Source organism: Enterobacter sp. SM3, from assembly GCF_009811935.2.
Lineage (GTDB): Bacteria > Pseudomonadota > Gammaproteobacteria > Enterobacterales > Enterobacteriaceae > Enterobacter > Enterobacter asburiae_D.
In genome coordinates this window covers 2,022,342-2,044,034 of sequence record NZ_CP099971.1, presented here as the reverse complement: position 1 = coordinate 2,044,034, position 21,693 = coordinate 2,022,342, and the positions used below count along the sequence as shown (strand labels likewise).

Genomic DNA, 21,693 nt, shown 5'->3' with positions numbered 1-21,693 from the left:
CTTGCTGCTGCAAGGCCTTGTTGTTTGTCAGTCTCGCGACTGCAGCTCATGGATGTTTTGCTCCAGGCGCCCAATGAGGCTAATGAGCATTTCCAGCTCCGCCGGTGAAACACCTGACAGGATCTCACCGCGCGTCTTGGTAATCACGGCTTCCATTTCCGTGATGATAGGCGCCGCTTTCTCGGTGAGTTTAATCCGTTTCGCACGACGATCGCTGGCGCAGGTTTGCCGCGAGATCAACCCCTTCTCTTCCAGCTGGTCAAGCGTGCGCACCAGCGACGGTTGCTCAATTCCTATCGCTTTTGCCAGTTGAATTTGCGACTGATCGGGCGGCAGCTGATGGATGTTGTGCAGCGTGACCCAATGCGTCTGTGTGAGCTCCAGAGGTTTCAGGCGATGGTCAATCAGAGCACGCCAGACGCGTACCAACCTTGCCAGATCAGAACCTAATGGCGATTCCAATTTCATCTCCTTATAATTAGCTTGCTAAGTTATTATACTGATTTTAGAATAGTGTGCAGCATTTGTATTGCCAAAACAAATGCAATACTGCATTCATCGAACTTAAAAGTATGACTTACACTGAATTGTGATGCTTCATCATACTAAGACAAGCCAACGCGGCATTCTGTTCACTGCAAAGGATTTCTGCCCGTGACGTTTTTTCATCGCTCAGAGGGTTTACCCCTTCAGGACCTGATCTTCGGTGCGTCAGTCTACTTTCCTCCCCTGTTTAAGGCCGTTCTGGTGGGCTTTATTCTCTGGCTCATCGCGCATCGTCTGCTTCGCGACTGGATGTACTCCGGCGAAGTCTGGCATCCCATGCTGATGGATCTTTCCCTGTTTGCCCTCTCCGTAAGCCTGGGCCTTGTCGTTTTGACTGCGTGGTGAATATGTCCCTGAAAACGCTAAAATACTTTTCCACCCTGTTTGTCCTTGCCCTCGCGCTGGTGGCGGGCTGGTGGATGTGGAATTTTTATATGCAGTCGCCCTGGACGCGTGATGGCAAAGTTCGTGCTGAACAGGTCAGCATCACCCCTCAGGTGTCGGGAACAATCACGACGCTGTTGGTTAAGGATAACCAGTTCGTCAAAAAGGGAGATGTTTTATTCCGAATCGACGACACCCCGTACCACATTGCGATTCTGAACGCCCAGGCGCAGCTGGCTAAAGCCCAGTCGGATCTGGCAAAGGCAAACAACGAGGCCAACCGACGCCGTCACCTGTCGCAAAACTACATCTCAGCGGAAGATTTAGACACCGCGAATATTAACGTTAAGGCTATGCAGGCGAGCGTCAACGTGGCGGAGGCGACGCTTAAGCAGGCGCAGTGGCAACTGACCCAAACCGTGATTACAGCACCGGTCGATGGATGGGTGACCAACCTCTCCGCCCGCGTGGGTAACTACGCCACCACCGGCCAGCCGGTTTTTGCCCTCGTCGACAGCCACTCCTTCTACGTCGTGGGCTATTTCGAAGAGACCAAGCTTCGGCATATCCGCGAGGGATCGCCAGCCGCGATTACGCTTTATAGCGGCTCGCAAAAGTTACAGGGTCACGTATCCAGCATAGGCCGGGCCATTTACGATCAAAGCGTTGAAACAGATTCCGGGCTGGTGCCGGACATTAAGCCGAACGTTCCCTGGGTGCGCCTGGCCCAGCGCGTTCCGGTTCGCGTAGAATTTGACCGTTTGCCGGAGGACATTACCCTGGTATCCGGCACCACCTGCACCGTCTCCATCGGAACCCGCTAATGAAGCTGCAGGGGCTCACCTGGCACAACACGCCGTGGATGAAAGCGACGCGTCCCCAGTGGCGCTACGCGCTGCGTAACGGCATTGCCATGTGCCTTGCGCTGACCGTCGCCTATTACCTGAACCTGGATGAACCCTACTGGGCGATGACGTCGGCAGCGGTGGTCAGTTTCCCAACGGTCGGCGGGGTGATCAGTAAAAGCCTTGGCCGTATCGCAGGCAGCCTGCTCGGAGCCACCGCGGCGTTAATTATTGCGGGCCATACGCTGAACGATCCGTGGCTGTTCCTGCTGAGCATGGCGGCATGGCTGGGATGCTGTACCTGGGCCTGCGCCCATTTTACCAATAACGTCGCCTACGCGTTCCAGCTGGCGGGGTATACCGCCGCCATCATCGCCTTTCCGGTGGTTAACGTGCTCGACACCACCGAGCTGTGGGATATCGCGCAGGCGCGCGTCTGCGAAGTGATTGTCGGGATCCTCAGCGGCGGCTTCATGATGATGATCCTTCCCAGCACGTCCGACGGCACCGCGCTCATCACCGCACTGAGAACCATGCATACCCGGTTACTCGAGCACGCGAGCCTGCTGTGGCAACCAGATACCAGCGATGACATCCGCCTCGCGCATGAAAAGGTTATCGGACAGATCCTGACCATGAACCTGTTGCGTATTCAGGCGTTCTGGAGCCACTACCGCTTTCGCCGTCAGAACACCCTGCTTAACTATTTGCTGCACCAGCAGCTGCGCATGACCAGTGCCATCTCCAGCCTGCGCCGGATGCTGCTCAACTGGCCGACGCCGCCTGAAAACACCCGTGCCGTGATTGAAACGCTACTCGCGGCCCTTGCGCGCCCGGATGCGGACATCTACACCGTGTCGCGGATTATCGCCCCGCTCGCCCCGGCTGATGAGTACGACTACCGCCATCGTGCCTTCTGGCAGCGCCTGAATTACTTTTGTCGGCTGTACCTGCGCAGCAGCCGCTGGATCGCGTCCGTCGAAAATGCCACCCCATTAACGGAGTTCAACGTCCCCGGCAGCCCGGCACTCGCACGCCATACCGACTACCTGGAAGCGCTGTGGAGCGGTTTTCGCACCTTCTGCGCGCTGATGCTGGTGGGAGCGTGGAGCATTACCACGCAATGGGAGTCCGGCACGGCGGCCCTGACGCTTGCCGCCATCAGCTGCGTGCTTTACTCCGTCGCGGCCTCGCCGTTTAACTCGCTTACGCTCCTGCTGCGCACGCTGGTGCTGCTGTCGCTGTTCAGCTTTGTGGTGAAGTTTGGCCTGATGGTGCAGATAAGCGATCTGTGGCAGTTTCTGCTGTTTCTGTTTCCCCTGTTGACCACCATGCAGCTTCTGAAGCTGCAAATGCCAAAACTGGCGGGCCTCTGGGGACAGCTGATTGTCTTTATGGGGTCGTTTATCTCCGTGACGAATCCGCCGGTGTACGATTACGCCGACTTTCTCAATGACAACCTGGCGAAGATCCTGGGCGTGGGGCTGGCGTGGCTGGCTTTCGCGGTGCTGCGTCCCGGCTCCGATGCCCGCAAGAGCCGCAGGCATATTCGGGAGTTACGCAGAGGGTTTGTCGACCAGCTCAGCCGTAAACCGCATCTGGGTGAAAACGAGTATGAATCGCTGGTGTATCACCACGTCAGCCAGCTGGATAACAGCCAGGACGCGCTGTCGCGGCGCTGGCTGCTGCGCTGGGGCGTGGTGCTGTTGAACTGCTCGCACGTGGTCTGGCAGCTTCGCGCGTGGGAAACGCGCTCCGATCCGCTGTCGCAGGTTCGTGATGTTTGCATCTCCCTGCTGCGCGATGTGATGAGCGAGCGCGGCGTCCAGCAGCGGCCTCTGGAAACCACGCTGAATGAACTGCAGCGGATCTGCGATACGCTGGCACGGCATCATCTGCCCGCAGCCCGTGATTTGGCCTCGATAATCTGGCGCCTGCACTGCTCGCTGTCGCAGCTGGAACAGGCCCCGCCGCCGGGTACGATTGGGGATCAGATCACGCCGCACGCATAGCGTGCCCCGCCGCCACCGAGCGGTTTAGGGCTATCGGACATGTTATCGCCACCGACATGAATCATCAGCGCTTTGCCTTTCACCTCATCCAGCTTTTTCAGCCGCGGTGCGACAACGGGATCGGTGGCTTTACCATCGTTATTCACCACCAGCACAGGCAGATCGCCTAAATGCCCCATGCCATCCGGGCCTTCATGCTTGCCGGAATGCTGCGGATCGAGGTGACCCCCGGCCGCTTCCGCCGCCGACGGTTTGCCCTCTTTTAAAGCGGGCTGGCAGCTGCCTTTGGCGTGAACATGGAAACCATGTTCACCGGGAGGGAGGGCTTTGAGGTTGGGGGCAAACTCCAGTCCTTTATCGGTTTCAGTGATTTTCACCGTTCCGATGGACTGACCCACACCCTGTGAGGTGACGAGATTCATTTCCACTTCGTCACTGGCTGCCTGCGCCCCTGCGCAAACAACCAGCGTGACCAGTGCCAGAGCAAAACGCTTCATAATGACCTCCGCGGGTTATTTTTTGCCCCTTAAGTGTATACCAGGGGCAAAGATTTCACCGGAAAGTCACCTTCATGCGGTTTATGGTACGTCGTAACCCAGCGCGGCCTTGCGGATGCGGAACCACTGCTGACGGGTCATCTGCAGCTCTTCAGCCGCCAGCGCAGAACGCACGCGCTCAATTTTGCCGGAACCGATAATCGGCAGCGGTTTTGACGGCAGGCGCAGGATCCACGCGTAAACCACCTGCTCAATGCTCTCGGCGTTCAGCTCGCGGGCGATGGTTTCAAGCTCGTTGCGAAGCGGCTGGAATTCATCATCATTGAACAGACGTCCGCCCCCCAGGCACGACCAGGCCATCGGGCGAATGCGCAGCTGCTGCAGCTGATCGAGGGTACCGTCCAGCAGCAGCGGCTGGTGTACCGGGGAGATCTCAACCTGGTTAGTGGCCAGGGTAAACGGCAGACGCGACTGAAGCAGCGCAAACTGTGCCGGGGTAAAGTTAGACACGCCGAAGTGACGCACTTTCCCACTCTGGTGAAGGTTCAGGAAGGCTTCCGCCACCTCATCGGCATCCATCAGCGGGTCGGGACGGTGGATTAACAGCAGGTCGATACGGTCGGTCGCCAGATTGACCAGCGACTGCTCGGCGCTCTTGATGATGTGCGCGCTGTCGGTGATGTAATGACCGAGGGCGTGTTCAGGTTTTGCCGTGGTGGCAATCCCACACTTCGTCACGATCTCCATGCGATCGCGGAGTGCCGGAACCAGCTTGAGCGCCTCGCCGAACGCGGCCTCGCACTGGTAGCCACCGTAAATATCCGCATGATCGACCGTGGTGATGCCTAAATCGAGGTGCTCTTCAATAAAGCTCGCCAGCTGGAGGGGGGACATATTCCAGTCCATCAGGCGCCAGTAGCCCATAACAAAACGGGAGAATTCTGGCCCCTGGGGGGCAAGGGTAATTCGCTGAACCATAACATTTTCCTCAAGGACGTAATGTCATGAGTATACGCAATTACCGTGTTAAAAAAGTGAAGGTTGCTGCGGTTCTTCGGTCTCGCCAGCTTTGTTTGCACGTATTTTGCGCAGAAAACGCTGTCTGCAGAGGCGTAGCACCTCCTGCTTTTGCGTGTCGCTAAAGTTTTGCCAGTTAAAACGCTCGTCACGGGTACGCATGCACCCGCGGCAATATCCGCGTTCATCGACCTGACAAATACCCCGGCACGGGCTCTGGATGGGGAAAAACTCCAGCTGCTCTGCCACACTCACCTCCCGATAGCCACTCTCACCTACAGTGAAGACGCTAAACGCGCCGCGTGCAAGGCCTATATCACAGATTTATGGCATTAAGGTTTCACTAATCTTCCCTCTCTATACTCGGCCCATCATGACAATGACAGGTTTACCGATCGATGTGGTTAATCAAAAAGTTACAATGTAACGACATTAAATTTACTCTGGGCTGTGCACTCTTCTTTACCTTGCTGAACGGGCTGTTTATCCAGCGCAGCTGGGCCATTATTGGCCCTGTGCATCTTCACGACTTCCTGTTTGCCGCCTCCGTCCCGCTGGTGCTGTTTTGCGGTTGGGTGATTGTTTTTAGCCTGCTGAATATCCCGTATCTCCGCAAGCCGCTGCTGATTGTATTGACGATCGGATGCGCTGCGGCAACCTACTTTATGTACACCTATGGCGCGGTGATCGATCAGAACATGATTGTGAACGTGTTCGAAACCAACTCTCAGGAAGCGACCGCTCTGGTGACCCCGCAGATGATCCTGTGGATTGTCATTGCCGGCCTCGTGCCTTCCGCGGTGCTGGCGTTGACCCGTATTCGTACCGGGAAATGGTGGTATGCGCTGCTGACGCGGGTTGCCGCGATGCTCGGCGCCTTGCTGGTGATTATCCTGATTGCCGCGCTGTTTTATAAAGACTACGCGTCGCTGTTCCGCAATAACAAAAGCATCGTCAAAATGGTCACCCCGGCGAACTATGTCAGCGCCGTGGTGAAGTACAGCAAAATGCGCTGGTTTGCCGGCGATCAAACGCTGGTGCGCATTGGTGAAGATGCCCATAAAGGGCCACTGATTACCGGTCAACAAAAGAAAACCGTTCTGGTGCTTGTCGTCGGCGAAGCGTCTCGCGCGGCAAACTACTCCCTGAACGGTTACGGGCGCGAAACCAACCCGGAACTGAAAAAGCAGGATGTGATTAACTTCCCGCAGGCCTCCTCGTGTGGGACTGAAACCGCGGTCTCCGTTCCCTGTATGTTCTCCGGCATGACGCGCAGCAAATACGATGCCGACCTGGCTCACCATCGCGAAGGACTGCTCGACGTGCTCAAGCATGCGGGTATCAACCTGCTGTGGCGCGACAACGACGGCGGCTGTAAAGGTGCCTGCGATCGCATCCCTCATACCGACATGACGCAGTGGAATCTGGATCAGTTCTGCAAAGACAAATCCTGTATTGACGATGTCAATTTCTACCGTCTGGACAACGTGCTGGATGGCGTGAAGCAAGACACGGTGCTGGTTATCCACCTGATGGGGAGCCACGGTCCGGCATACTATCGCCGTTACCCGGACAACTTCCGTAAATTCACCCCAACCTGCGACACCAATGAAATTCAGGATTGCGATCATCAGGCGCTGATGAACACCTATGACAACACCATCCTCTACACCGACAGCATGGTCAGCAAAACCATTGATGCGCTGAAAGCCCGCCAGGCGAGCATGAACACCGCCCTGATTTATCTTTCAGATCACGGTGAATCGCTGGGTGAAAGCGGTATTTATCTGCACGGTACGCCGTACATGCTGGCACCGGAGCAGCAAACGCATATTCCGTTTATGTTCTGGCTGTCACCGGATTACGCGAAAAACTTTGGCGTAAACGAACAGTGTTTGCGTGACCATGCAGCAAAAAATGCGGTTTCTCAGGACAATTTGTTCTCGACCGTACTGGGTATGATGGACGTGAAATCAATGGTTTATCAACAGCAGCTGGATATCCTGAGCGCATGTCGCCAGTAAACGCGCTTGCATTAGACCGAACGGTCTATTAGAGTGCGGCCATGAGCAGAAATACTGAACACGATACCCGCGAACATTTACTGGCGACCGGCGAGCAGCTTTGCATGCATCGCGGGTTTACCGGTATGGGGTTGAGCGAGTTGTTAAAAACCGCTGAGGTACCGAAGGGGTCGTTTTACCACTACTTTCGGTCCAAAGAGGCCTTCGGCGTGGCGATGCTGGAGCGTCATTATGCTGGCTACCACCAGCGGCTGGCGACCCACTTTGCATCGGGTGAAGGCAACTACCGGGATCGTGTTCTGAACTACTATCAGGAAACGCTGAACCAGTTCTGTCAGCAGGGCATCATCAGCGGTTGCCTGACCGTTAAGCTGTCTGCAGAAGTGTGCGATCTTTCTGAAGATATGCGCACGGCGATGGATAAAGGTGCCCGCGGCGTTATCGCCCTGCTGGCCCAAGCGCTGGAGAAAGGCCGCGATGAAAAAACGCTGGCCTTTTCAGGCGAGCCGCTAACCCAGGCGCAGGTGTTATATGCGCTCTGGCTAGGGGCTAACCTGCAGGCAAAAACTTCGCGCAGTGCCGTGCCGCTGGAAAGCGCCCTGGCACATGTGAAAAACAGTATTACTGCGCCTGGCGTATAGCAGGCGTTTTTATTTACCTTATTACTAGTCGACTGGTCTACTCAGGAGTCTTTATGTCAGCTGAAAAATTATTTACCCCCTTAAAAGTGGGTGCCGTCACTGCGCCAAACCGCGTGTTTATGGCTCCGCTTACCCGTCTGCGCAGCATTGAGCCGGGTGACATCCCAACCCCACTGATGGGTGAATACTATCGTCAGCGCGCAAGCTCTGGCCTGATCATCACCGAAGCCACGCAGATTTCCGCTCAGGCTAAGGGTTATGCGGGTGCGCCGGGTCTTCACAGCCCGGAACAGATCGCCGCATGGAAGAAAATCACCGCGGGCGTTCACGCTGAAGAGGGTCGCATTGCGGTCCAGCTGTGGCATACCGGTCGTATCTCTCACAGCAGCATTCAGCCTGGCGGCCAGGCACCGGTCTCCGCTTCGGCCCTGAGCGCAAATACCCGTACATCCCTGCGTGATGAAAACGGCAATGCGATCCGCGTGGATACCTCTATGCCGCGCGCGCTTGAGCTGGACGAGATCCCGGGTATCGTGAACGACTTCCGCCAGGCCGTGGCCAACGCTCGTGAAGCCGGTTTTGACCTGATTGAGCTGCACTCCGCCCATGGCTACCTGCTGCACCAGTTCCTGTCACCGTCGTCTAACCATCGCACCGACCAGTACGGCGGCAGCGTCGAAAACCGCGCTCGCCTGGTGCTGGAAGTGGTTGACGCCGTATGCCAGGAGTGGAGCCCGGACCGTATCGGGATCCGCGTCTCCCCAATCGGTTCTTTCCAGAACGTCGACAACGGTCCGAACGAAGAAGCGGATGCCCTGTACCTGATCGAAGAACTGGCAAAACGTGGCATCGCCTATCTGCACATGTCCGAGCCGGACTGGGCTGGCGGTAAGCCTTACACGGACGCATTCCGTCAGAAAGTGCGCGAGCGTTTCCACGGGGTGATCATCGGCGCGGGGGCTTATACCCCGGAGAAAGCCGAAGACCTGATCGGCAAAGGGCTGATTGATGCCGTCGCGTTTGGCCGCGACTACATCGCCAACCCGGATCTGGTTGCCCGCCTGCAGAAAAAAGCGGCCCTGAACCCGCAGCGCCCGGAAAGCTTCTACGGCGGCGGCGCGGAAGGCTACACCGACTACCCTTCTCTGTAATCTCGCCGTTGTTCATTGATAGCGGCGATACTTCGCCGCTATACTAAAACATCGTTTCTGTTCAAAAAGACAGTCTATTTCATTGGTTAATGAGGAAATTATGCGCCTACTTCACACCATGCTGCGCGTTGGCGATCTGCAACGTTCCATTGATTTCTACACTAACGTACTGGGCATGAAGCTGCTGCGCACCAGCGAAAACCCGGAATACAAATACTCGCTGGCGTTCGTGGGTTACGGCCCGGAAACGGATGAAGCGGTGATCGAGCTGACCTACAACTGGGGCGTAGACAGCTATGAGCTGGGCACTGCCTACGGCCACATCGCGCTGGAAGTGGACAACGCGGCCGAAGCGTGTGAGCGCATTCGCAGCAACGGTGGTAACGTTACGCGCGAAGCGGGCCCGGTAAAAGGCGGCACCACCGTGATTGCGTTCGTGGAAGATCCGGACGGTTACAAAATCGAGCTGATTGAAGCCAAAGACGCGGGTCGCGGTCTGGGCAACTGATCCTTCAGGGCGCAACTTGCGCCCGTAGTTTTACTGCATCACCCTGCAAAATTTGCCATAATGCGCTCTGCTTTTTCCCCTAGTAAGAGACCCTGATGTCCGATAACGCTCAATTTAGCGGTCTGTGCGACCGTTTTCGTGGTTTTTATCCCGTTGTCATTGATGTAGAAACAGCCGGATTTAACGCTAAAACCGATGCGCTGCTCGAAATTGCCGCCATCACGCTGAAGATGGATGAACAGGGCTGGCTTATCCCGGACACCACGCTGCATTTCCACGTTGAACCTTTCGAAGGGGCAAACTTACAGCCGGAAGCGCTGGCGTTCAACGGTATCGATCCGCATAACCCGCTGCGTGGTGCAGTGAGTGAATATGATGCGCTGCACGCCATTTTTAAAATGGTGCGTAAAGGCATGAAAGAGAGTAACTGCAGCCGCGCCATCATGGTGGCCCATAACGCCACCTTCGATCACAGCTTTACCATGGCCGCCGCCGAGCGCGCCGCGCTCAAGCGCAATCCCTTCCACCCGTTTGTGACCTTCGACACCGCCGCACTGAGCGGCCTGGCCCTGGGGCAAACGGTGTTATCAAAGGCCTGCATCACGGCAGGAATTGAGTTTGACGGCACGCAGGCGCATTCCGCTTTATACGACACGGAGCGCACCGCAGAGCTGTTCTGTGAGATCGTCAACCGCTGGAAGCGTCTGGGCGGCTGGCCGCTGCCGATGGGTGATGAGGCCGAGCGCCAATCGTAGGTCGGGTAAGCGCAGCGCCACCCGACAAAAAAAAGCGACCACATAGCGGGTCGCTTTTTTATTTGCGCAGAAAATTACTCTGCGTCCGGCTCTTCAGTTTTGTACTTCGCCGCCGTCTCTTTGATCAGCTGCTGCAGTTCGCCGCGCTGATACATTTCAATCAGGATATCGCAGCCGCCAACCAGTTCACCGTCAACCCACAGCTGTGGGAAAGTCGGCCAGTTAGCATACTTTGGCAGCTCAGCGCGGATGTCCGGGTTCTGCAGGATATCAACGTAAGCAAAACGCTCACCACAGGCTGACAGCGCCTGAACCGCTTGTGCGGAGAAGCCGCAGCTTGGCAGCTTCGGAGAACCTTTCATATACAGCAGAATCGGGTTTTCAGCGATCTGGCGCTGGATTTTTTCAATAGTGGTGCTCATGTCTTGCTTCCTTTAACTTCTGTTACGGCATTCGTCTGACATTGTAGCGGGTCAGACTGGCATCGGAAAATAACATTTTTGTCACGTTTATACATTCTACCCCGAGTCACGCAAAGTTGCATTGCAAATGGTGTTTACCCCTGCGGCGGCCAGGGTTTTGCTTAGGGAGTGGGCAATTGTGCGACAATACGATGAATTTTTTTGCACTTGCTAACGAAACACGCTTGTAGATTGAAAAATGCTATTAACTTTCTGGGTTTTTATAGATTAGAATCGACGGGCTTTGTAAATCACACGCGGGTATTATTGATGACCTGCATTTATCAGGGGACTGCCCAGTGGCGCGGATAAATAAAATCTCGATCACGCTCTGTGCTTTACTGTTTACTTCACTCACTTTCACGCCAGTGGCAAACGCCTCTCAGCAGGCGCGGCATTCTGCTGTACAAAAAAACCATCTGGTGAAAGCCACAGAACGTAAGAAAAAAACCACCGCTAAGAACGACAAGAAAAAAACACCGGCTCAAACGAAACAGACCGCTTCCAGCAAGACGAAAACAAAACCTACCCGCACTGCCCACTCCGCCAAAAATAAAGCTTCGCAAACCGCCGCTAACCTCGTTACTGAAAAATGCATCACGCGTAAAGGCCACAAGGCGAAATGCACGAAGGTCACGAAAATAGCGGAAGTGCATAAAGTGCGAGTACAGAAAGCGCAAAAAACCGCGATGAACAAACTGATGGGGCAGATTGGCAAACCCTATCACTGGGGTGGCAGCTCGCCGCGTACCGGCTTTGACTGCAGCGGCCTCGTCTATTACGCCTATAAAGATCTGGTCAAGTTCCGCATTCCTCGTACCGCTAATGAGATGTACCACCTGCGCGATGCCTCACCGGTTGACCGCGGTGAGCTGGAAAACGGCGATCTGGTGTTCTTCCGCACTCAGGGTCGCGGCACGGCTGACCACGTCGGCGTCTATGTCGGCAACGGAAAATTCATCCAGTCACCGCGTAGCGGCCAGGATATTCAGATCACCTCTCTCAGTGAAGACTACTGGGTACGCCATTACGTCGGCGCACGTCGCGTGATGACGCCGAAAACCATTCGCTAACCCCTACCCTGCCACACCCGTGGCAGGGTAAGTTCCTCTTTTGCATACCCTTTCAATTTGCTATCCTGTCCTTGTTGTCTGTGTGGTTATTGGCAACGCAAAATACAATAAGGAGAGAAGCAATGTCGTTCGAATTACCTGCACTACCGTATGCAAAAGACGCCCTGGCACCGCACATTTCGGCGGAAACCCTGGAATATCATTACGGCAAGCATCACCAGACGTACGTCACCAACCTGAACAATCTGATCAAGGGCACCGATTTTGAAGGCAAAACGCTGGAAGAAATCGTCCGCAGCTCAGAGGGTGGCGTATTTAACAACGCCGCTCAGGTGTGGAACCACACCTTCTACTGGCACTGCCTGGCGCCGAATGCCGGCGGTGAACCTGCCGGTGAACTGGCTACCGCTATCACTGCCGCATTTGGCAGCTTCGCGGATTTCAAAGCGAAATTTACCGATGCAGCCATCAAGAACTTCGGTTCTGGCTGGACGTGGCTGGTTAAAGAGGCGGATGGCAAACTGGCTATCGTTTCCACCTCTAACGCGGGCACCCCGCTGACCACCAGCGCTAAGCCGCTGATGACCGTGGACGTATGGGAACACGCTTACTACATTGATTACCGCAACGCGCGCCCGAACTACCTGGAGCACTTCTGGGCACTGGTTAACTGGGACTTTGTCTCGAAGAACTTCGCCGCGTAAGAGACACGCAGAAGGGTTCGCCCTTCTGCGTTTTTGGTTTATTCCGCAGCGCAGGCTGCTTCAGGCTGTTTACGACCCGACATCATCACCAGCAGCAGGCCGAGCGCGGCAATAATCGCCCCCATCACCGGCACAAAGCTGTATCCCAGTCCCCCCGAAATCACGGCCCCACCGGCCGCCGCACCGAGCGCATTGCCCAGGTTGAAGGCACCGATGTTGACCGAAGATGAGAGGCCCGGCGCTTCATGGGCGACGCGCATCACGCGCATCTGCAGCGGCGGCACCACGGCGAAAGTGGCAGCTCCCCAGACGACCATCGCGATCGCGGCCCCAAACTCATTACGCGCCAGCCACGGAATGGCAATCATGATGACAATCAGCAGGGTTAAGAAGCCCTTCAGCGTCCCGCTCACGGAACGGTCGGCAAATTTCCCGCCGAGATAGTTACCGATCGAGAAGCCCACGCCAATCAGCACCAGCATCGCGGTCACAAAGAGTGGCGTTGCGTGGGTGATGTCATGCAATACCGGTGAAATATAGGTGTAGAGGGTAAACATCGCCCCTGCCCCCAGCACGGTGGTGAGCAGCGCGGAGAGCACCTGCGGACGCATCAGCACCGACAGTTCTCTACGCACGTCAGGACGTTCCCCCGCGCTGCCTTTCGGCAAGGAGAAGAACAACGCCACCATCGCAACCACGCCCAGCCCGGCAGTCGCCAGGAAGGACATACGCCAGCCGATCGCTTCCCCCAGCCAGGTTGCCGCAGGCACCCCGCCGATGTTGGCAATCGTTAGCCCCATAAACATGGTTGCCACGGCGCTCGCCTGCTTATGTTTTGGCACCACGCTGGCAGCCACGACCGACCCCAGCCCAAAGAACGCGCCGTGGTTAAGGCTGGTCAGAATGCGTGACAGCATCAATGTGGTGTAGTCCGGCGCAATCGCCGAAAGCACGTTGCCCAGGGTGAAGATCGCCATCAGGAAAATCAGCGCATTGCGGCGCGCGCGGTGCGAAAGCAGAAGCGTCATCAGCGGCGCCCCTACCATCACGCCGATAGCGTAGGCGCTGATTAACATGCCTGCCGCAGGGATCGAGACGTCTACGCCCCGGGCAATAACGGGCAGTAACCCCATCGGGGAGAATTCAGTGGTGCCAATCCCAAAAGCGCCAATCGCCAGGGCCAGCAGGGGAAAATTGATTTTCATGCGTCAACTCCGGATGCCGTGTCATGTGGTGACACAGAACAAAGAAGCGGAAAGCATGACATCAATCACAAAAAATGAGAAGTTAACAAAATGGCAAAAGATTTTTGCCAGAGAAGTAACAATCCGGGGAGTCGGGAGGGAGAAGGCTCTCCCTCCGCGTAAATCAGTGCAGCGCTGCCGTCAGACCGGCCGCGACAATCAGAGCCAGCACAACAACGGTGGTGAACAGCGAAAACTTAAGATCGGAACTCATCAATTTTTCTCCTTTTAATCCCCACACGAAAAGTGAGCTTGCTCATTTTTGCACAGATTACGTCAAAAATCTTCCTGGATTTATACTGATAACCACTTTACCTCTTCCCCTTTTCATCAAGATAGGACAAAATTCCACGCTAAATTTATTAGCGTACCGGCCATTGACCCCCTCCTGACGTCCCGTGTCGTTTTCCCGGCGTGCCGCAATTCAACATTGCGAGATAAGGGTGAGAGAAGGCAAACGTTTACCTTCAAATTTTTCAGGAGTTTAGGATATGGTCTGGAGTGACATTTAATGGCAACAATTAAAGACGTAGCAAAACGCGCAAACGTTTCCACTACAACCGTATCACATGTAATTAACAAAACCCGCTTCGTGGCGGAAGAGACGCGCAATGCCGTCTGGGCAGCGATCAAAGAGCTGCACTATTCGCCAAGCGCGGTTGCGCGTAGCCTCAAGGTTAATCACACCAAGTCCATTGGATTGCTGGCGACCAGCAGTGAAGCGGCCTATTTTGCCGAGATCATTGAAGCGGTTGAAAAAAACTGCTTCCAGAAAGGCTATACCCTGATTCTGGGCAACGCATGGAACAGCATTGAAAAACAGCGCGCCTACCTGTCGATGATGGCGCAAAAGCGCGTTGATGGCCTGCTGGTGATGTGTTCCGAGTACCCCGAATCCGTGCTGTCGATGCTGGAAGAGTATCGCCACATTCCGATGGTGGTGATGGACTGGGGCGAAGCGCGCGCGGATTTCACCGATTCCGTTATCGATAACGCCTTTGAAGGCGGCTATATGGCCGGTCGTTATCTGATCGAACGCGGTCACCGCGAGATTGGCGTGATCCCCGGTCCGCTGGAGCGCAACACCGGCGCGGGCCGTCTGGCCGGTTTTATGAAAGCGATGGAAGAAGCGCTGATCAACGTGCCGGAAAACTGGATTGTGCAGGGCGACTTTGAGCCGGAATCGGGCTACCGCGCGATGCAGCAAATCGTCTCTCAGCCGCACCGTCCGACAGCCGTTTTCTGCGGAGGCGACATCATGGCGATGGGCGCGCTCTGCGCTGCCGACGAGCTGGGCCTGCGCGTCCCGCAGGATATTTCCGTGATCGGGTATGACAACGTGCGTAACGCGCGTTTCTTCACGCCAGCGCTGACCACCATTCACCAGCCGAAAGATTCGCTGGGCGAAACGGCCTTCAATATGCTTATGGACAGGATCGTCAACAAGCGTGAAGAGTCGCAGTCCATTGAAGTTCACCCGCGTCTTATCGAACGCCGTTCCGTTGCGGATGGTCCGTTCCGCGACTACCGTCGTTAATCGCCTTACGGGGCCAGCTACGCTGGCTCCCGTAACCATTCCCGATTTAGCGTTTCGCTGTCTCCCAGATAATCCAGCAGCCAGGCCATCGCAGGCGAGACATCATTTTGCTGCCAGGTGAGGCAGCAGGCCGCATCCGGGAACGGATTCTCCAGCGTCAGCTCAACCCACTCTCCGGTATCGATGCGCGGACGCGCGAAATGAACGGGCACCATCGCGACGCACAGTCCGGCACTGAGGCACGTCGCCGACGATTCCCAGTCAGGCGCCACCACCCGCCGCTGGTTGTCAAGAAGCCAGGTAATACGCTTGGGCAATGAACGGGACGTATCCTCCAGCACCAGCGACGGCCAGTTCCGCAGCGTATCATCGCTCAGCGGCCCTTCCATCGCCGCCAGCGGATGATTGCTTGCCACCACGCACTTCCAGCTCAGCATCCCCATATCGCGAAAAGCGTAACGCCCCCCGACCGGGATCGCCTGCGTGGCCCCAATCGCCATCTCTGCCCTGCCGTCCGCCAGCGCATCCCAGACGCCGTTGAACACCTCCTGCGAGACCCGCAGCTCGACATCCGAAAAATGACGATAGAAGTCGACGATCATCTGCCGGGTGCGTTCCGGCTTAACGATGTTGTCCACCGCGATGGAAAGATGTCCCCGCCAGCCGTTGGCGATCTGCTGACACTGTTCGCGGGTGATCTGCATTTTTTTGATAACAGAACGCCCTTCCTTCAAAAACCACGCGCCTGCGGGCGTTAATTCCACATCACGATGCCGCCGTTCAAACAGCGGAACCGCCAGCCACTCCTCCAGCTGACGCACCGTGTAGCTGATTGCCGAAGGGACGCGGTGCAGCTCCTGCGCCGCACCGCTAAAGCTACCGTTACGCGCAACAGCATCGACCACTTCAAGAGAATAATCTGACCACATTTTCTGCCTGCAAAAAATTTGAATGCACCCGCCAAATATTAGCGTTTCACAAGCGGCTTTGCACTCCCTACACTCAGCGCCAATGTATACCTGCCTCCTCAGGAGAATAAAATAATGCAACCCAGGAACGGTTTTTTAGTCTGGCTCGGCGGCTTAAGCGTGCTGGGCTTTTTGGCCACCGATATGTACCTGCCGGCGTTTGCCGCCATGCAGGAAGATTTGCAAACCCCGGCTGCCGCCATCAGCGCCAGCCTGAGTTTATTCCTCGCCGGTTTTGCCTTCGCACAGCTTCTCTGGGGACCGCTCTCGGATCGCTTTGGTCGTAAACCGGTACTGCTGCTGGGCCTGGCCATTTTTGCCGTGGGCTGCCTGGGGATGCTGTGGGTACGCGATGCTACCTGGCTGCTGGTGCTGCGTTTTATTCAGGCCGTGGGCGTCTGTGCCGCGGCCGTGACCTGGCAGGCGCTGGTCACCGACTATTACCCGGCTAACCGCACTAACCGTATTTTCGCCACCATTATGCCGCTGGTGGGTCTCTCACCTGCCCTCGCCCCTCTGCTGGGCAGCTGGATCCTCGCGCATTTCGACTGGCAGGCCATCTTCGCCACGCTGTTTGCCATTACCCTGGTACTGATGCTGCCGGCGTTCGCCCTCAAGCCCGCGCATAAAAAAGAAGCGCATGCTGACGCGAAGCCGATTACCTTCACGTCCCTGCTCAGCACCAAAGCGTATCGCGGCAATGTCCTGATCTATGCCGCCTGCTCGGCAAGCTTTTTCGCGTGGCTCACCGGTTCGCCGTTTATTCTTCACGATATGGGCTACAGCCCGGCAGCCATCGGCCTGAGCTACGTTCCGCAGACTATCGCGTTCCTGGTGGGCGGGTACGGCTGCCGCGCGGCGCTGCAAAAGTGGGAAGGTCAGCAGATGCTGCCATGGCTGCTGGTGCTGTATGCGCTGAGCGTCGTCGGGACCTGGGCCGTTGGCTTTATTCCGGGTGCCGGTCTGGCTGAAATTTTGATCCCATTCTGCGTGATGGCCGTCGCGAACGGGGCGATTTACCCGATTGTCGTGGCCCAGGCGCTGCGTCCGTTCCCGCAGGCGACGGGCCGCGCCGCCGCGCTGCAGAACACCCTGCAGCTGGGGCTGTGCTTCCTGGCAAGCCTGGTGGTCTCGGCGCTGATTGCCACGCCGCTCCTGACCACCACCAGCGTGATGCTGGTGACCGTCGCGCTGGCTGTGATGGGCTATCGCATGCAGGCAGCCGCGCAGCGTGAGCAGGACAACCGCACTCAGGTTGAAACGTCGCATGCATAATCGCGCCGGAAATCATGTTAATTTTCAGTGATTAGGTTGCTAAGAATTTTCTATTGAATCACCAAATTTTGAGGCCTATACTAAATTTGGTTCGATTAAATACGATAAATATTAAGTGTTAACGGGAGCCGGAGCGCTCCCGTTTTACCATGGAAGGCATTTCGGCAAGGGTTATCTCCCTTCCTCTGTTCTACGTCGGATATTAGCCTCGCGGTATTTACCGTGAGATTTCTCACAAACCAAAAAAAGCGTCTACGCTGTTTTAAGGTTCTGATCACAGTAGGGTGATGGAGAAGCTATGAGTTCATCGTGTATAGAAGAAGTCAGCGTTCCGGACGATAACTGGTCCCGGATCGTCAGTGAACTGTTAGGTCGAGCAGGCATCACTATCAATGGATCATCGCCATCCGATCCTCAGGTTAAACATCCCGACTTTTTTAAACGCGTGTTGCGAGAGGGATCGTTAGGCCTGGGAGAAAGCTATATGGACGGCTGGTGGGAGTGCGAACGTCTGGATACCTTTTTCGCCAGCGTGCTGCGTGCCGGTCTTGAAAATCAACTCCCTCGCAATCTGAAAGACACCCTGCGCGTCGCGTCTGCCCGACTGTTCAATCTGCAAAGTAAAAAACGCGCGTGGATCGTTGGCAAAGAGCACTACGATCTTGGCAACGACCTGTTCAGCCGTATGCTGGACCCTTTCATGCAGTACTCCTGCGCCTACTGGAAAGAGGCGTCGACGCTTGAAGAGGCCCAGCAGGCCAAGCTGCGTCTGATTAGCGAGAAGCTGCAGCTGCAGCCCGGTATGCGCGTGCTGGATATCGGCTGCGGCTGGGGCGGGCTGGCGTATTTTATGGCGAAGCACTATGGCGTCAGCGTCGTCGGCGTGACGATTTCAGCGGAACAGCAAAAAATGGCGCGAGAGCGCTGCCAGGGTCTCGATGTCGATATCCGGCTGCAGGACTACCGTGACCTGAACGAACAGTTTGACCGAATCGTTTCCGTCGGCATGTTCGAGCACGTCGGGCCGAAAAACTACGATACCTATTTTGAGGTGGTGGATCGTAATCTGAAACCGGACGGCATCTTCCTGCTGCACACCATTGGCTCTAAGCGGACCGACAATAACGTTGACCCGTGGATCAACAAATACATCTTTCCGAATGGCTGTTTACCGTCCGTTCGCCAGATCGCCAACGCCAGTGAACCCCATTTCGTAATGGAAGACTGGCATAACTTTGGCGCGGATTACGACACCACGTTGATGGCATGGCATGCTCGTTTTCAGGAGACCTGGCCTGAGATTGCGGACAACTATTCTGAACGATTCAAGCGGATGTTTAGCTATTATCTGAATGCCTGCGCGGGGGCGTTTCGCGCACGGGATATTCAGCTCTGGCAGGTGGTATTCAGCCGTGGGATTGAACACGGACTCCGTGTCGCACGCTAAAAAATAACCCCGGATACCCGGGGTTATTTTTTTATTCTTCTTCTGCGGCGGTCTTTATTATTGCGGCTTCTTTTGCTGCCAGCACGCGCTCAACCGTATCCACCACCGCCTGGGTTTGCGGATCGATTTCAATATTCACGCGGTGTCCCAGTTTTTTCGCACCCAGCGTGGTGCGCTGCAGCGTTTCAGGAATTAAATGCACGCAAAAACGCGTGGGCGTTACTTCACCCACCGTCAGGCTAATCCCATCGATGCCAATAAATCCTTTATAGAGGATGTATTTCATTAATGAAGGATCCTGCATTTTAAACCAGATTTGACGGTTATTTTCCGAGGTCACGATTTTCGCCACTTCAGCGGTGGTCATGATGTGCCCGGACATCAGGTGGCCGCCAATCTCATCGCTGAACTTCGCCGCACGCTCAACGTTGACGGTATCTCCCACCGCCAGCTCGCCCAGGTTGGTGATGCGCAGCGTCTCTTTCATTAAATCAAAGCTAATCTGATTGCCGTTAATTTCGGTAACGGTCAGGCAGCAGCCGTTATGGGCGATCGACGCGCCGGTTTCAATGCCCTCAAGCATATATTCCGGCAGCTCAACAACATGAGTACGGAAATTAGGTTTTTCATCAATGGACACCACTTTGGCGGTGCCCTGCACAATACCAGTAAACATGCTTACAACTCCTGTTTTTTCCGGACGGTGGTGACACCGTTTAATCCCACCACAATAACAGTTGGAAAAAGAGGTTGCCAGCAGAGCGCATTTTCTGGCGATTTTTTCACTAGATAAATAGCTAAAGCCCGCTACAATAGCTGGCACCCCCCTGCATTTTCTTCTTGCTGCCAGTTAAGGCGGCTTTTTTAGTCTCTCAAATAACTACAAAATAAAGGTGTTCACGTGCAGAAGTACATGAATGAAGCGCGCCAGTTATTGGCACTGGCTATACCAGTGATCGTCGCGCAAGTGGCCCAGACCGCAATGGGATTTGTGGATACGGTAATGGCAGGTGGCTACAGCGCCACCGATATGGCGGCCGTTGCTATCGGCACGTCAATCTGGCTTCCGGCCATCCTGTTCGGCCACGGTCTGCTGCTCGCGCTCACGCCTGTTATCGCTCAGCTCAATGGCTCGGGTCGTCGCGAGCGCATTGCCCACCAGGTTCGTCAGGGTTTCTGGCTGGCAGGGTTTGTCTCCGTGCTGATCATGGTTGTGCTCTGGAACGCGGGCCATATCATTCGCGCTATGCATAACATTGACCCGGCACTGGCTGATAAAGCCGTGGGCTATCTGCGCGCCCTGCTCTGGGGTGCGCCCGGCTACCTCTTTTTCCAGGTGGCGCGTAACCAGTGTGAGGGCCTGGCGAAAACCAAGCCCGGGATGGTGATGGGCTTTATCGGCCTGCTGGTCAATATTCCAGTGAACTATATCTTTATTTACGGTCACTTCGGGATGCCGGAGCTGGGCGGCGTCGGCTGCGGCGTGGCGACGGCAGCCGTTTACTGGGTGATGTTTTTCGCGATGATCACCTATGTAAAACACGCCCGTTCCATGCGCGATATTCGCAACGAGAACAGATTTAGCACGCCGGACTGGAGCATCATGACGCGTCTGGTGCAGTTAGGGTTGCCAATTGCCCTCGCCCTGTTCTTTGAGGTGACCCTGTTTGCCGTGGTCGCCCTGCTGGTCTCCCCGCTGGGCATTGTGAACGTGGCCGGGCACCAGATTGCGCTGAACTTCAGCTCTCTGATGTTCGTCCTGCCGATGTCCCTGGCGGCGGCGGTGACGATCCGCGTGGGTTTCCGCCTGGGCCAGGGCTCAACGCTGGATGCGCAAACGGCCGCCCGGACCGGGCTGGGCGTCGGCGTCTGCATGGCTGTCTGTACGGCGCTCTTTACCGTGGCACTGCGGGAGCAGATTGCCCTGCTCTATAACGACAATCCGGAAGTGGTGGCGCTGGCCTCGCACCTGATGCTGCTGGCCGCGATTTACCAGATTTCTGACTCCATCCAGGTGATTGGCAGCGGCGTGCTGCGCGGATATAAAGACACGCGCTCCATCTTCTTTATCACCTTCATTGCCTACTGGGTGCTGGGACTGCCGGCTGGCTATATCCTGGCGCTTACCGATCTGGTGGTGGATCGCATGGGTCCGGCAGGGTTCTGGATGGGCTTTATCATCGGCCTGACGTCGGCGGCGATTATGATGATGATGCGAATGCGCTTCCTGCAACGCCAGCCATCAACGATCATTTTGCAGCGCGCTGCACGTTAACGACGCAGTAGCCGCCGCCCGGCGGCTACTTTCTCTTCACTTTGCGCGGTAATGAAGCAATCGCGTGAAATCAGAGAGAAAAATGCATTTTCCCTCTTGCCACCTCGGTGCTGTGCCGCTAATATTCGTCCCCGTTGTCACCGACAACACGTTGCGTTCATAGCTCAGTTGGTTAGAGCACCACCTTGACATGGTGGGGGTCGTTGGTTCGAGTCCAATTGAACGCACCATTCTGCGTCCGTAGCTCAGTTGGTTAGAGCACCACCTTGACATGGTGGGGGTCGGTGGTTCGAGTCCACTCGGACGCACCATTTCAGTCCTGAAATGGT

23 protein-coding genes and 2 tRNA genes are annotated in these 21,693 nt (G+C 55.9%); 16 read left to right on the top strand and 9 right to left on the bottom strand.

The window, feature by feature from the left end; all coding sequences use genetic code 11:
• Window positions 1-27: 27 nt before the first annotated feature.
• A complete protein-coding gene (gene slyA, locus GVO84_RS09660) occupies window positions 28-468 on the bottom strand; it encodes a transcriptional regulator SlyA (protein ID WP_024909359.1) in 441 nt (146 codons plus the stop codon).
• 186 nt (window positions 469-654) lie between these two features.
• Here slyA and GVO84_RS09655 point away from each other — a divergent pair, with 186 nt between their 5' ends.
• Genes GVO84_RS09655 through GVO84_RS09645 form a run of 3 tightly spaced genes read left to right on the top strand, consistent with a single transcriptional unit; the run spans window position 655 to window position 3,787 of the window.
• Window positions 655-891: a DUF1656 domain-containing protein gene (locus GVO84_RS09655; RefSeq protein ID WP_121423493.1), complete on the top strand. Its 237-nt coding sequence runs from the start codon at window positions 655-657 to the stop codon at window positions 889-891.
• A gap of 2 nt (window positions 892-893) precedes the next feature.
• Window positions 894-1,754, top strand: a complete 861-nt coding sequence (locus GVO84_RS09650) for an HlyD family secretion protein (protein WP_159513979.1) — start codon at window positions 894-896, stop codon at window positions 1,752-1,754.
• Window positions 1,754-3,787, top strand: a complete 2,034-nt coding sequence (locus tag GVO84_RS09645; RefSeq protein WP_159513978.1) for an FUSC family protein — start codon at window positions 1,754-1,756, stop codon at window positions 3,785-3,787. The genes GVO84_RS09650 and GVO84_RS09645 overlap by 1 nt, the downstream gene beginning before the upstream one ends.
• Here GVO84_RS09645 and sodC read toward each other — a convergent pair.
• From sodC to GVO84_RS09630, 3 genes are all read right to left on the bottom strand, one after another.
• Window positions 3,766-4,284, bottom strand: a complete 519-nt coding sequence (gene sodC, locus GVO84_RS09640; protein ID WP_121423491.1) for a superoxide dismutase [Cu-Zn] SodC — start codon at window positions 4,282-4,284, stop codon at window positions 3,766-3,768. The genes GVO84_RS09645 and sodC overlap by 22 nt on opposite strands.
• Before the next feature lie 81 nt (window positions 4,285-4,365).
• Entirely contained in the window at window positions 4,366-5,262 is an 897-nt protein-coding gene (locus GVO84_RS09635; protein WP_032638255.1) for an aldo/keto reductase, read from the bottom strand.
• A gap of 48 nt (window positions 5,263-5,310) precedes the next feature.
• Window positions 5,311-5,550 (bottom strand): DUF1289 domain-containing protein, encoded by a 240-nt coding sequence (locus GVO84_RS09630; protein ID WP_023335439.1) that lies wholly within the window; start codon window positions 5,548-5,550, stop codon window positions 5,311-5,313.
• 149 nt (window positions 5,551-5,699) lie between these two features.
• Here GVO84_RS09630 and eptA point away from each other — a divergent pair, with 149 nt between their 5' ends.
• From eptA to rnt, 5 genes are all read left to right on the top strand, one after another.
• Window positions 5,700-7,325: a phosphoethanolamine transferase EptA gene (gene eptA, locus GVO84_RS09625; protein ID WP_159513977.1), complete on the top strand. Its 1,626-nt coding sequence runs from the start codon at window positions 5,700-5,702 to the stop codon at window positions 7,323-7,325.
• Window positions 7,326-7,366: 41 nt separating this feature from the next.
• Window positions 7,367-7,966 (top strand): TetR/AcrR family transcriptional regulator, encoded by a 600-nt coding sequence (locus tag GVO84_RS09620; protein WP_159513976.1) that lies wholly within the window; start codon window positions 7,367-7,369, stop codon window positions 7,964-7,966.
• A 53-nt stretch (window positions 7,967-8,019) separates the two neighbouring features.
• Window positions 8,020-9,117, top strand: coding sequence for an alkene reductase (locus GVO84_RS09615; protein WP_045353833.1), 1,098 nt, complete (start codon window positions 8,020-8,022; stop codon window positions 9,115-9,117).
• A gap of 100 nt (window positions 9,118-9,217) precedes the next feature.
• Window positions 9,218-9,625, top strand: a complete 408-nt coding sequence (gene gloA, locus GVO84_RS09610; RefSeq protein WP_013096923.1) for a lactoylglutathione lyase — start codon at window positions 9,218-9,220, stop codon at window positions 9,623-9,625.
• A gap of 95 nt (window positions 9,626-9,720) precedes the next feature.
• On the top strand, window positions 9,721-10,380 hold the full coding sequence (rnt, locus tag GVO84_RS09605) for a ribonuclease T (protein ID WP_159513975.1): 660 nt from the start codon (window positions 9,721-9,723) through the stop codon (window positions 10,378-10,380).
• Window positions 10,381-10,454: 74 nt separating this feature from the next.
• On the opposite strand, the gene grxD is transcribed toward rnt, so the two are convergent.
• Window positions 10,455-10,802 (bottom strand): monothiol glutaredoxin 4, encoded by a 348-nt coding sequence (gene grxD / locus GVO84_RS09600; RefSeq protein WP_003832760.1) that lies wholly within the window; start codon window positions 10,800-10,802, stop codon window positions 10,455-10,457.
• Window positions 10,803-11,140: 338 nt separating this feature from the next.
• Here grxD and GVO84_RS09595 point away from each other — a divergent pair, with 338 nt between their 5' ends.
• Window positions 11,141-11,914, top strand: coding sequence for a C40 family peptidase (locus GVO84_RS09595; RefSeq protein ID WP_159513974.1), 774 nt, complete (start codon window positions 11,141-11,143; stop codon window positions 11,912-11,914).
• Window positions 11,915-12,036: 122 nt separating this feature from the next.
• Window positions 12,037-12,618 (top strand): superoxide dismutase [Fe], encoded by a 582-nt coding sequence (sodB, locus tag GVO84_RS09590; protein WP_159513973.1) that lies wholly within the window; start codon window positions 12,037-12,039, stop codon window positions 12,616-12,618.
• Window positions 12,619-12,656: 38 nt separating this feature from the next.
• On the opposite strand, the gene GVO84_RS09585 is transcribed toward sodB, so the two are convergent.
• Together GVO84_RS09585 and GVO84_RS09580 are read right to left on the bottom strand one after the other, a co-directional pair.
• Window positions 12,657-13,823 carry an MFS transporter gene (locus GVO84_RS09585; protein WP_121423486.1) on the bottom strand — a complete coding sequence of 389 codons (1,167 nt, stop codon included), beginning with the start codon at window positions 13,821-13,823 and terminating at the stop codon, window positions 12,657-12,659.
• 163 nt (window positions 13,824-13,986) lie between these two features.
• A complete protein-coding gene (locus GVO84_RS09580) occupies window positions 13,987-14,076 on the bottom strand; it encodes a YnhF family membrane protein (RefSeq protein WP_008500596.1) in 90 nt (29 codons plus the stop codon).
• 297 nt (window positions 14,077-14,373) lie between these two features.
• On the opposite strand from GVO84_RS09580, the gene purR reads away from it, so the two are divergent.
• Window positions 14,374-15,399 carry an HTH-type transcriptional repressor PurR gene (purR, locus tag GVO84_RS09575; protein WP_023335431.1) on the top strand — a complete coding sequence of 342 codons (1,026 nt, stop codon included), beginning with the start codon at window positions 14,374-14,376 and terminating at the stop codon, window positions 15,397-15,399.
• Window positions 15,400-15,416: 17 nt separating this feature from the next.
• Here the strand turns inward: purR and punR are convergent, their stop codons facing one another.
• On the bottom strand, window positions 15,417-16,328 hold the full coding sequence (gene punR, locus GVO84_RS09570) for a DNA-binding transcriptional activator PunR (RefSeq protein WP_121423485.1): 912 nt from the start codon (window positions 16,326-16,328) through the stop codon (window positions 15,417-15,419).
• 114 nt (window positions 16,329-16,442) lie between these two features.
• On the opposite strand from punR, the gene punC reads away from it, so the two are divergent.
• Both punC and cfa read left to right on the top strand, forming a co-directional pair.
• Window positions 16,443-17,642, top strand: coding sequence for a purine nucleoside transporter PunC (gene punC / locus GVO84_RS09565; RefSeq protein ID WP_121423484.1), 1,200 nt, complete (start codon window positions 16,443-16,445; stop codon window positions 17,640-17,642).
• A gap of 298 nt (window positions 17,643-17,940) precedes the next feature.
• Window positions 17,941-19,089 (top strand): cyclopropane fatty acyl phospholipid synthase, encoded by a 1,149-nt coding sequence (cfa, locus tag GVO84_RS09560; protein ID WP_159513972.1) that lies wholly within the window; start codon window positions 17,941-17,943, stop codon window positions 19,087-19,089.
• Between the two features lie 31 nt (window positions 19,090-19,120).
• Here the strand turns inward: cfa and GVO84_RS09555 are convergent, their stop codons facing one another.
• Window positions 19,121-19,765 carry a riboflavin synthase gene (locus tag GVO84_RS09555; protein WP_023311347.1) on the bottom strand — a complete coding sequence of 215 codons (645 nt, stop codon included), beginning with the start codon at window positions 19,763-19,765 and terminating at the stop codon, window positions 19,121-19,123.
• Between the two features lie 225 nt (window positions 19,766-19,990).
• On the opposite strand from GVO84_RS09555, the gene mdtK reads away from it, so the two are divergent.
• The 3 genes from mdtK (at window position 19,991) to GVO84_RS09540 (ending at window position 21,675) form a co-directional block, all read left to right on the top strand.
• A complete protein-coding gene (gene mdtK, locus GVO84_RS09550) occupies window positions 19,991-21,364 on the top strand; it encodes an MdtK family multidrug efflux MATE transporter (RefSeq protein ID WP_159513971.1) in 1,374 nt (457 codons plus the stop codon).
• Window positions 21,365-21,517: 153 nt separating this feature from the next.
• Window positions 21,518-21,594: transfer RNA gene (locus GVO84_RS09545), tRNA-Val, on the top strand.
• Between the two features lie 4 nt (window positions 21,595-21,598).
• A tRNA-Val gene (locus GVO84_RS09540) sits at window positions 21,599-21,675 on the top strand.
• Window positions 21,676-21,693: the final 18 nt, after the last annotated feature.

Excerpts from the sequence above, each read along its gene's own strand:
- slyA (WP_024909359.1), bottom strand. The coding sequence starts at position 468 with ATGAAATTGGAATCGCCATTAGGTTCTGATCTGGCAAGGTTGGTACGC.
- GVO84_RS09650 (WP_159513979.1), top strand. The coding sequence starts at position 894 with ATGTCCCTGAAAACGCTAAAATACTTTTCCACCCTGTTTGTCCTTGCC.
- GVO84_RS09645 (WP_159513978.1), top strand. The coding sequence starts at position 1,754 with ATGAAGCTGCAGGGGCTCACCTGGCACAACACGCCGTGGATGAAAGCG.
- sodC (WP_121423491.1), bottom strand. The coding sequence starts at position 4,284 with ATGAAGCGTTTTGCTCTGGCACTGGTCACGCTGGTTGTTTGCGCAGGG.
- GVO84_RS09635 (WP_032638255.1), bottom strand. The coding sequence starts at position 5,262 with ATGGTTCAGCGAATTACCCTTGCCCCCCAGGGGCCAGAATTCTCCCGT.
- eptA (WP_159513977.1), top strand. The coding sequence starts at position 5,700 with ATGTGGTTAATCAAAAAGTTACAATGTAACGACATTAAATTTACTCTG.
- GVO84_RS09620 (WP_159513976.1), top strand. The coding sequence starts at position 7,367 with ATGAGCAGAAATACTGAACACGATACCCGCGAACATTTACTGGCGACC.
- GVO84_RS09615 (WP_045353833.1), top strand. The coding sequence starts at position 8,020 with ATGTCAGCTGAAAAATTATTTACCCCCTTAAAAGTGGGTGCCGTCACT.
- gloA (WP_013096923.1), top strand. The coding sequence starts at position 9,218 with ATGCGCCTACTTCACACCATGCTGCGCGTTGGCGATCTGCAACGTTCC.
- rnt (WP_159513975.1), top strand. The coding sequence starts at position 9,721 with ATGTCCGATAACGCTCAATTTAGCGGTCTGTGCGACCGTTTTCGTGGT.
- grxD (WP_003832760.1), bottom strand. The coding sequence starts at position 10,802 with ATGAGCACCACTATTGAAAAAATCCAGCGCCAGATCGCTGAAAACCCG.
- sodB (WP_159513973.1), top strand. The coding sequence starts at position 12,037 with ATGTCGTTCGAATTACCTGCACTACCGTATGCAAAAGACGCCCTGGCA.
- GVO84_RS09585 (WP_121423486.1), bottom strand. The coding sequence starts at position 13,823 with ATGAAAATCAATTTTCCCCTGCTGGCCCTGGCGATTGGCGCTTTTGGG.
- GVO84_RS09580 (WP_008500596.1), bottom strand. The coding sequence starts at position 14,076 with ATGAGTTCCGATCTTAAGTTTTCGCTGTTCACCACCGTTGTTGTGCTG.
- purR (WP_023335431.1), top strand. The coding sequence starts at position 14,374 with ATGGCAACAATTAAAGACGTAGCAAAACGCGCAAACGTTTCCACTACA.
- punR (WP_121423485.1), bottom strand. The coding sequence starts at position 16,328 with ATGTGGTCAGATTATTCTCTTGAAGTGGTCGATGCTGTTGCGCGTAAC.
- punC (WP_121423484.1), top strand. The coding sequence starts at position 16,443 with ATGCAACCCAGGAACGGTTTTTTAGTCTGGCTCGGCGGCTTAAGCGTG.
- cfa (WP_159513972.1), top strand. The coding sequence starts at position 17,941 with ATGAGTTCATCGTGTATAGAAGAAGTCAGCGTTCCGGACGATAACTGG.
- GVO84_RS09555 (WP_023311347.1), bottom strand. The coding sequence starts at position 19,765 with ATGTTTACTGGTATTGTGCAGGGCACCGCCAAAGTGGTGTCCATTGAT.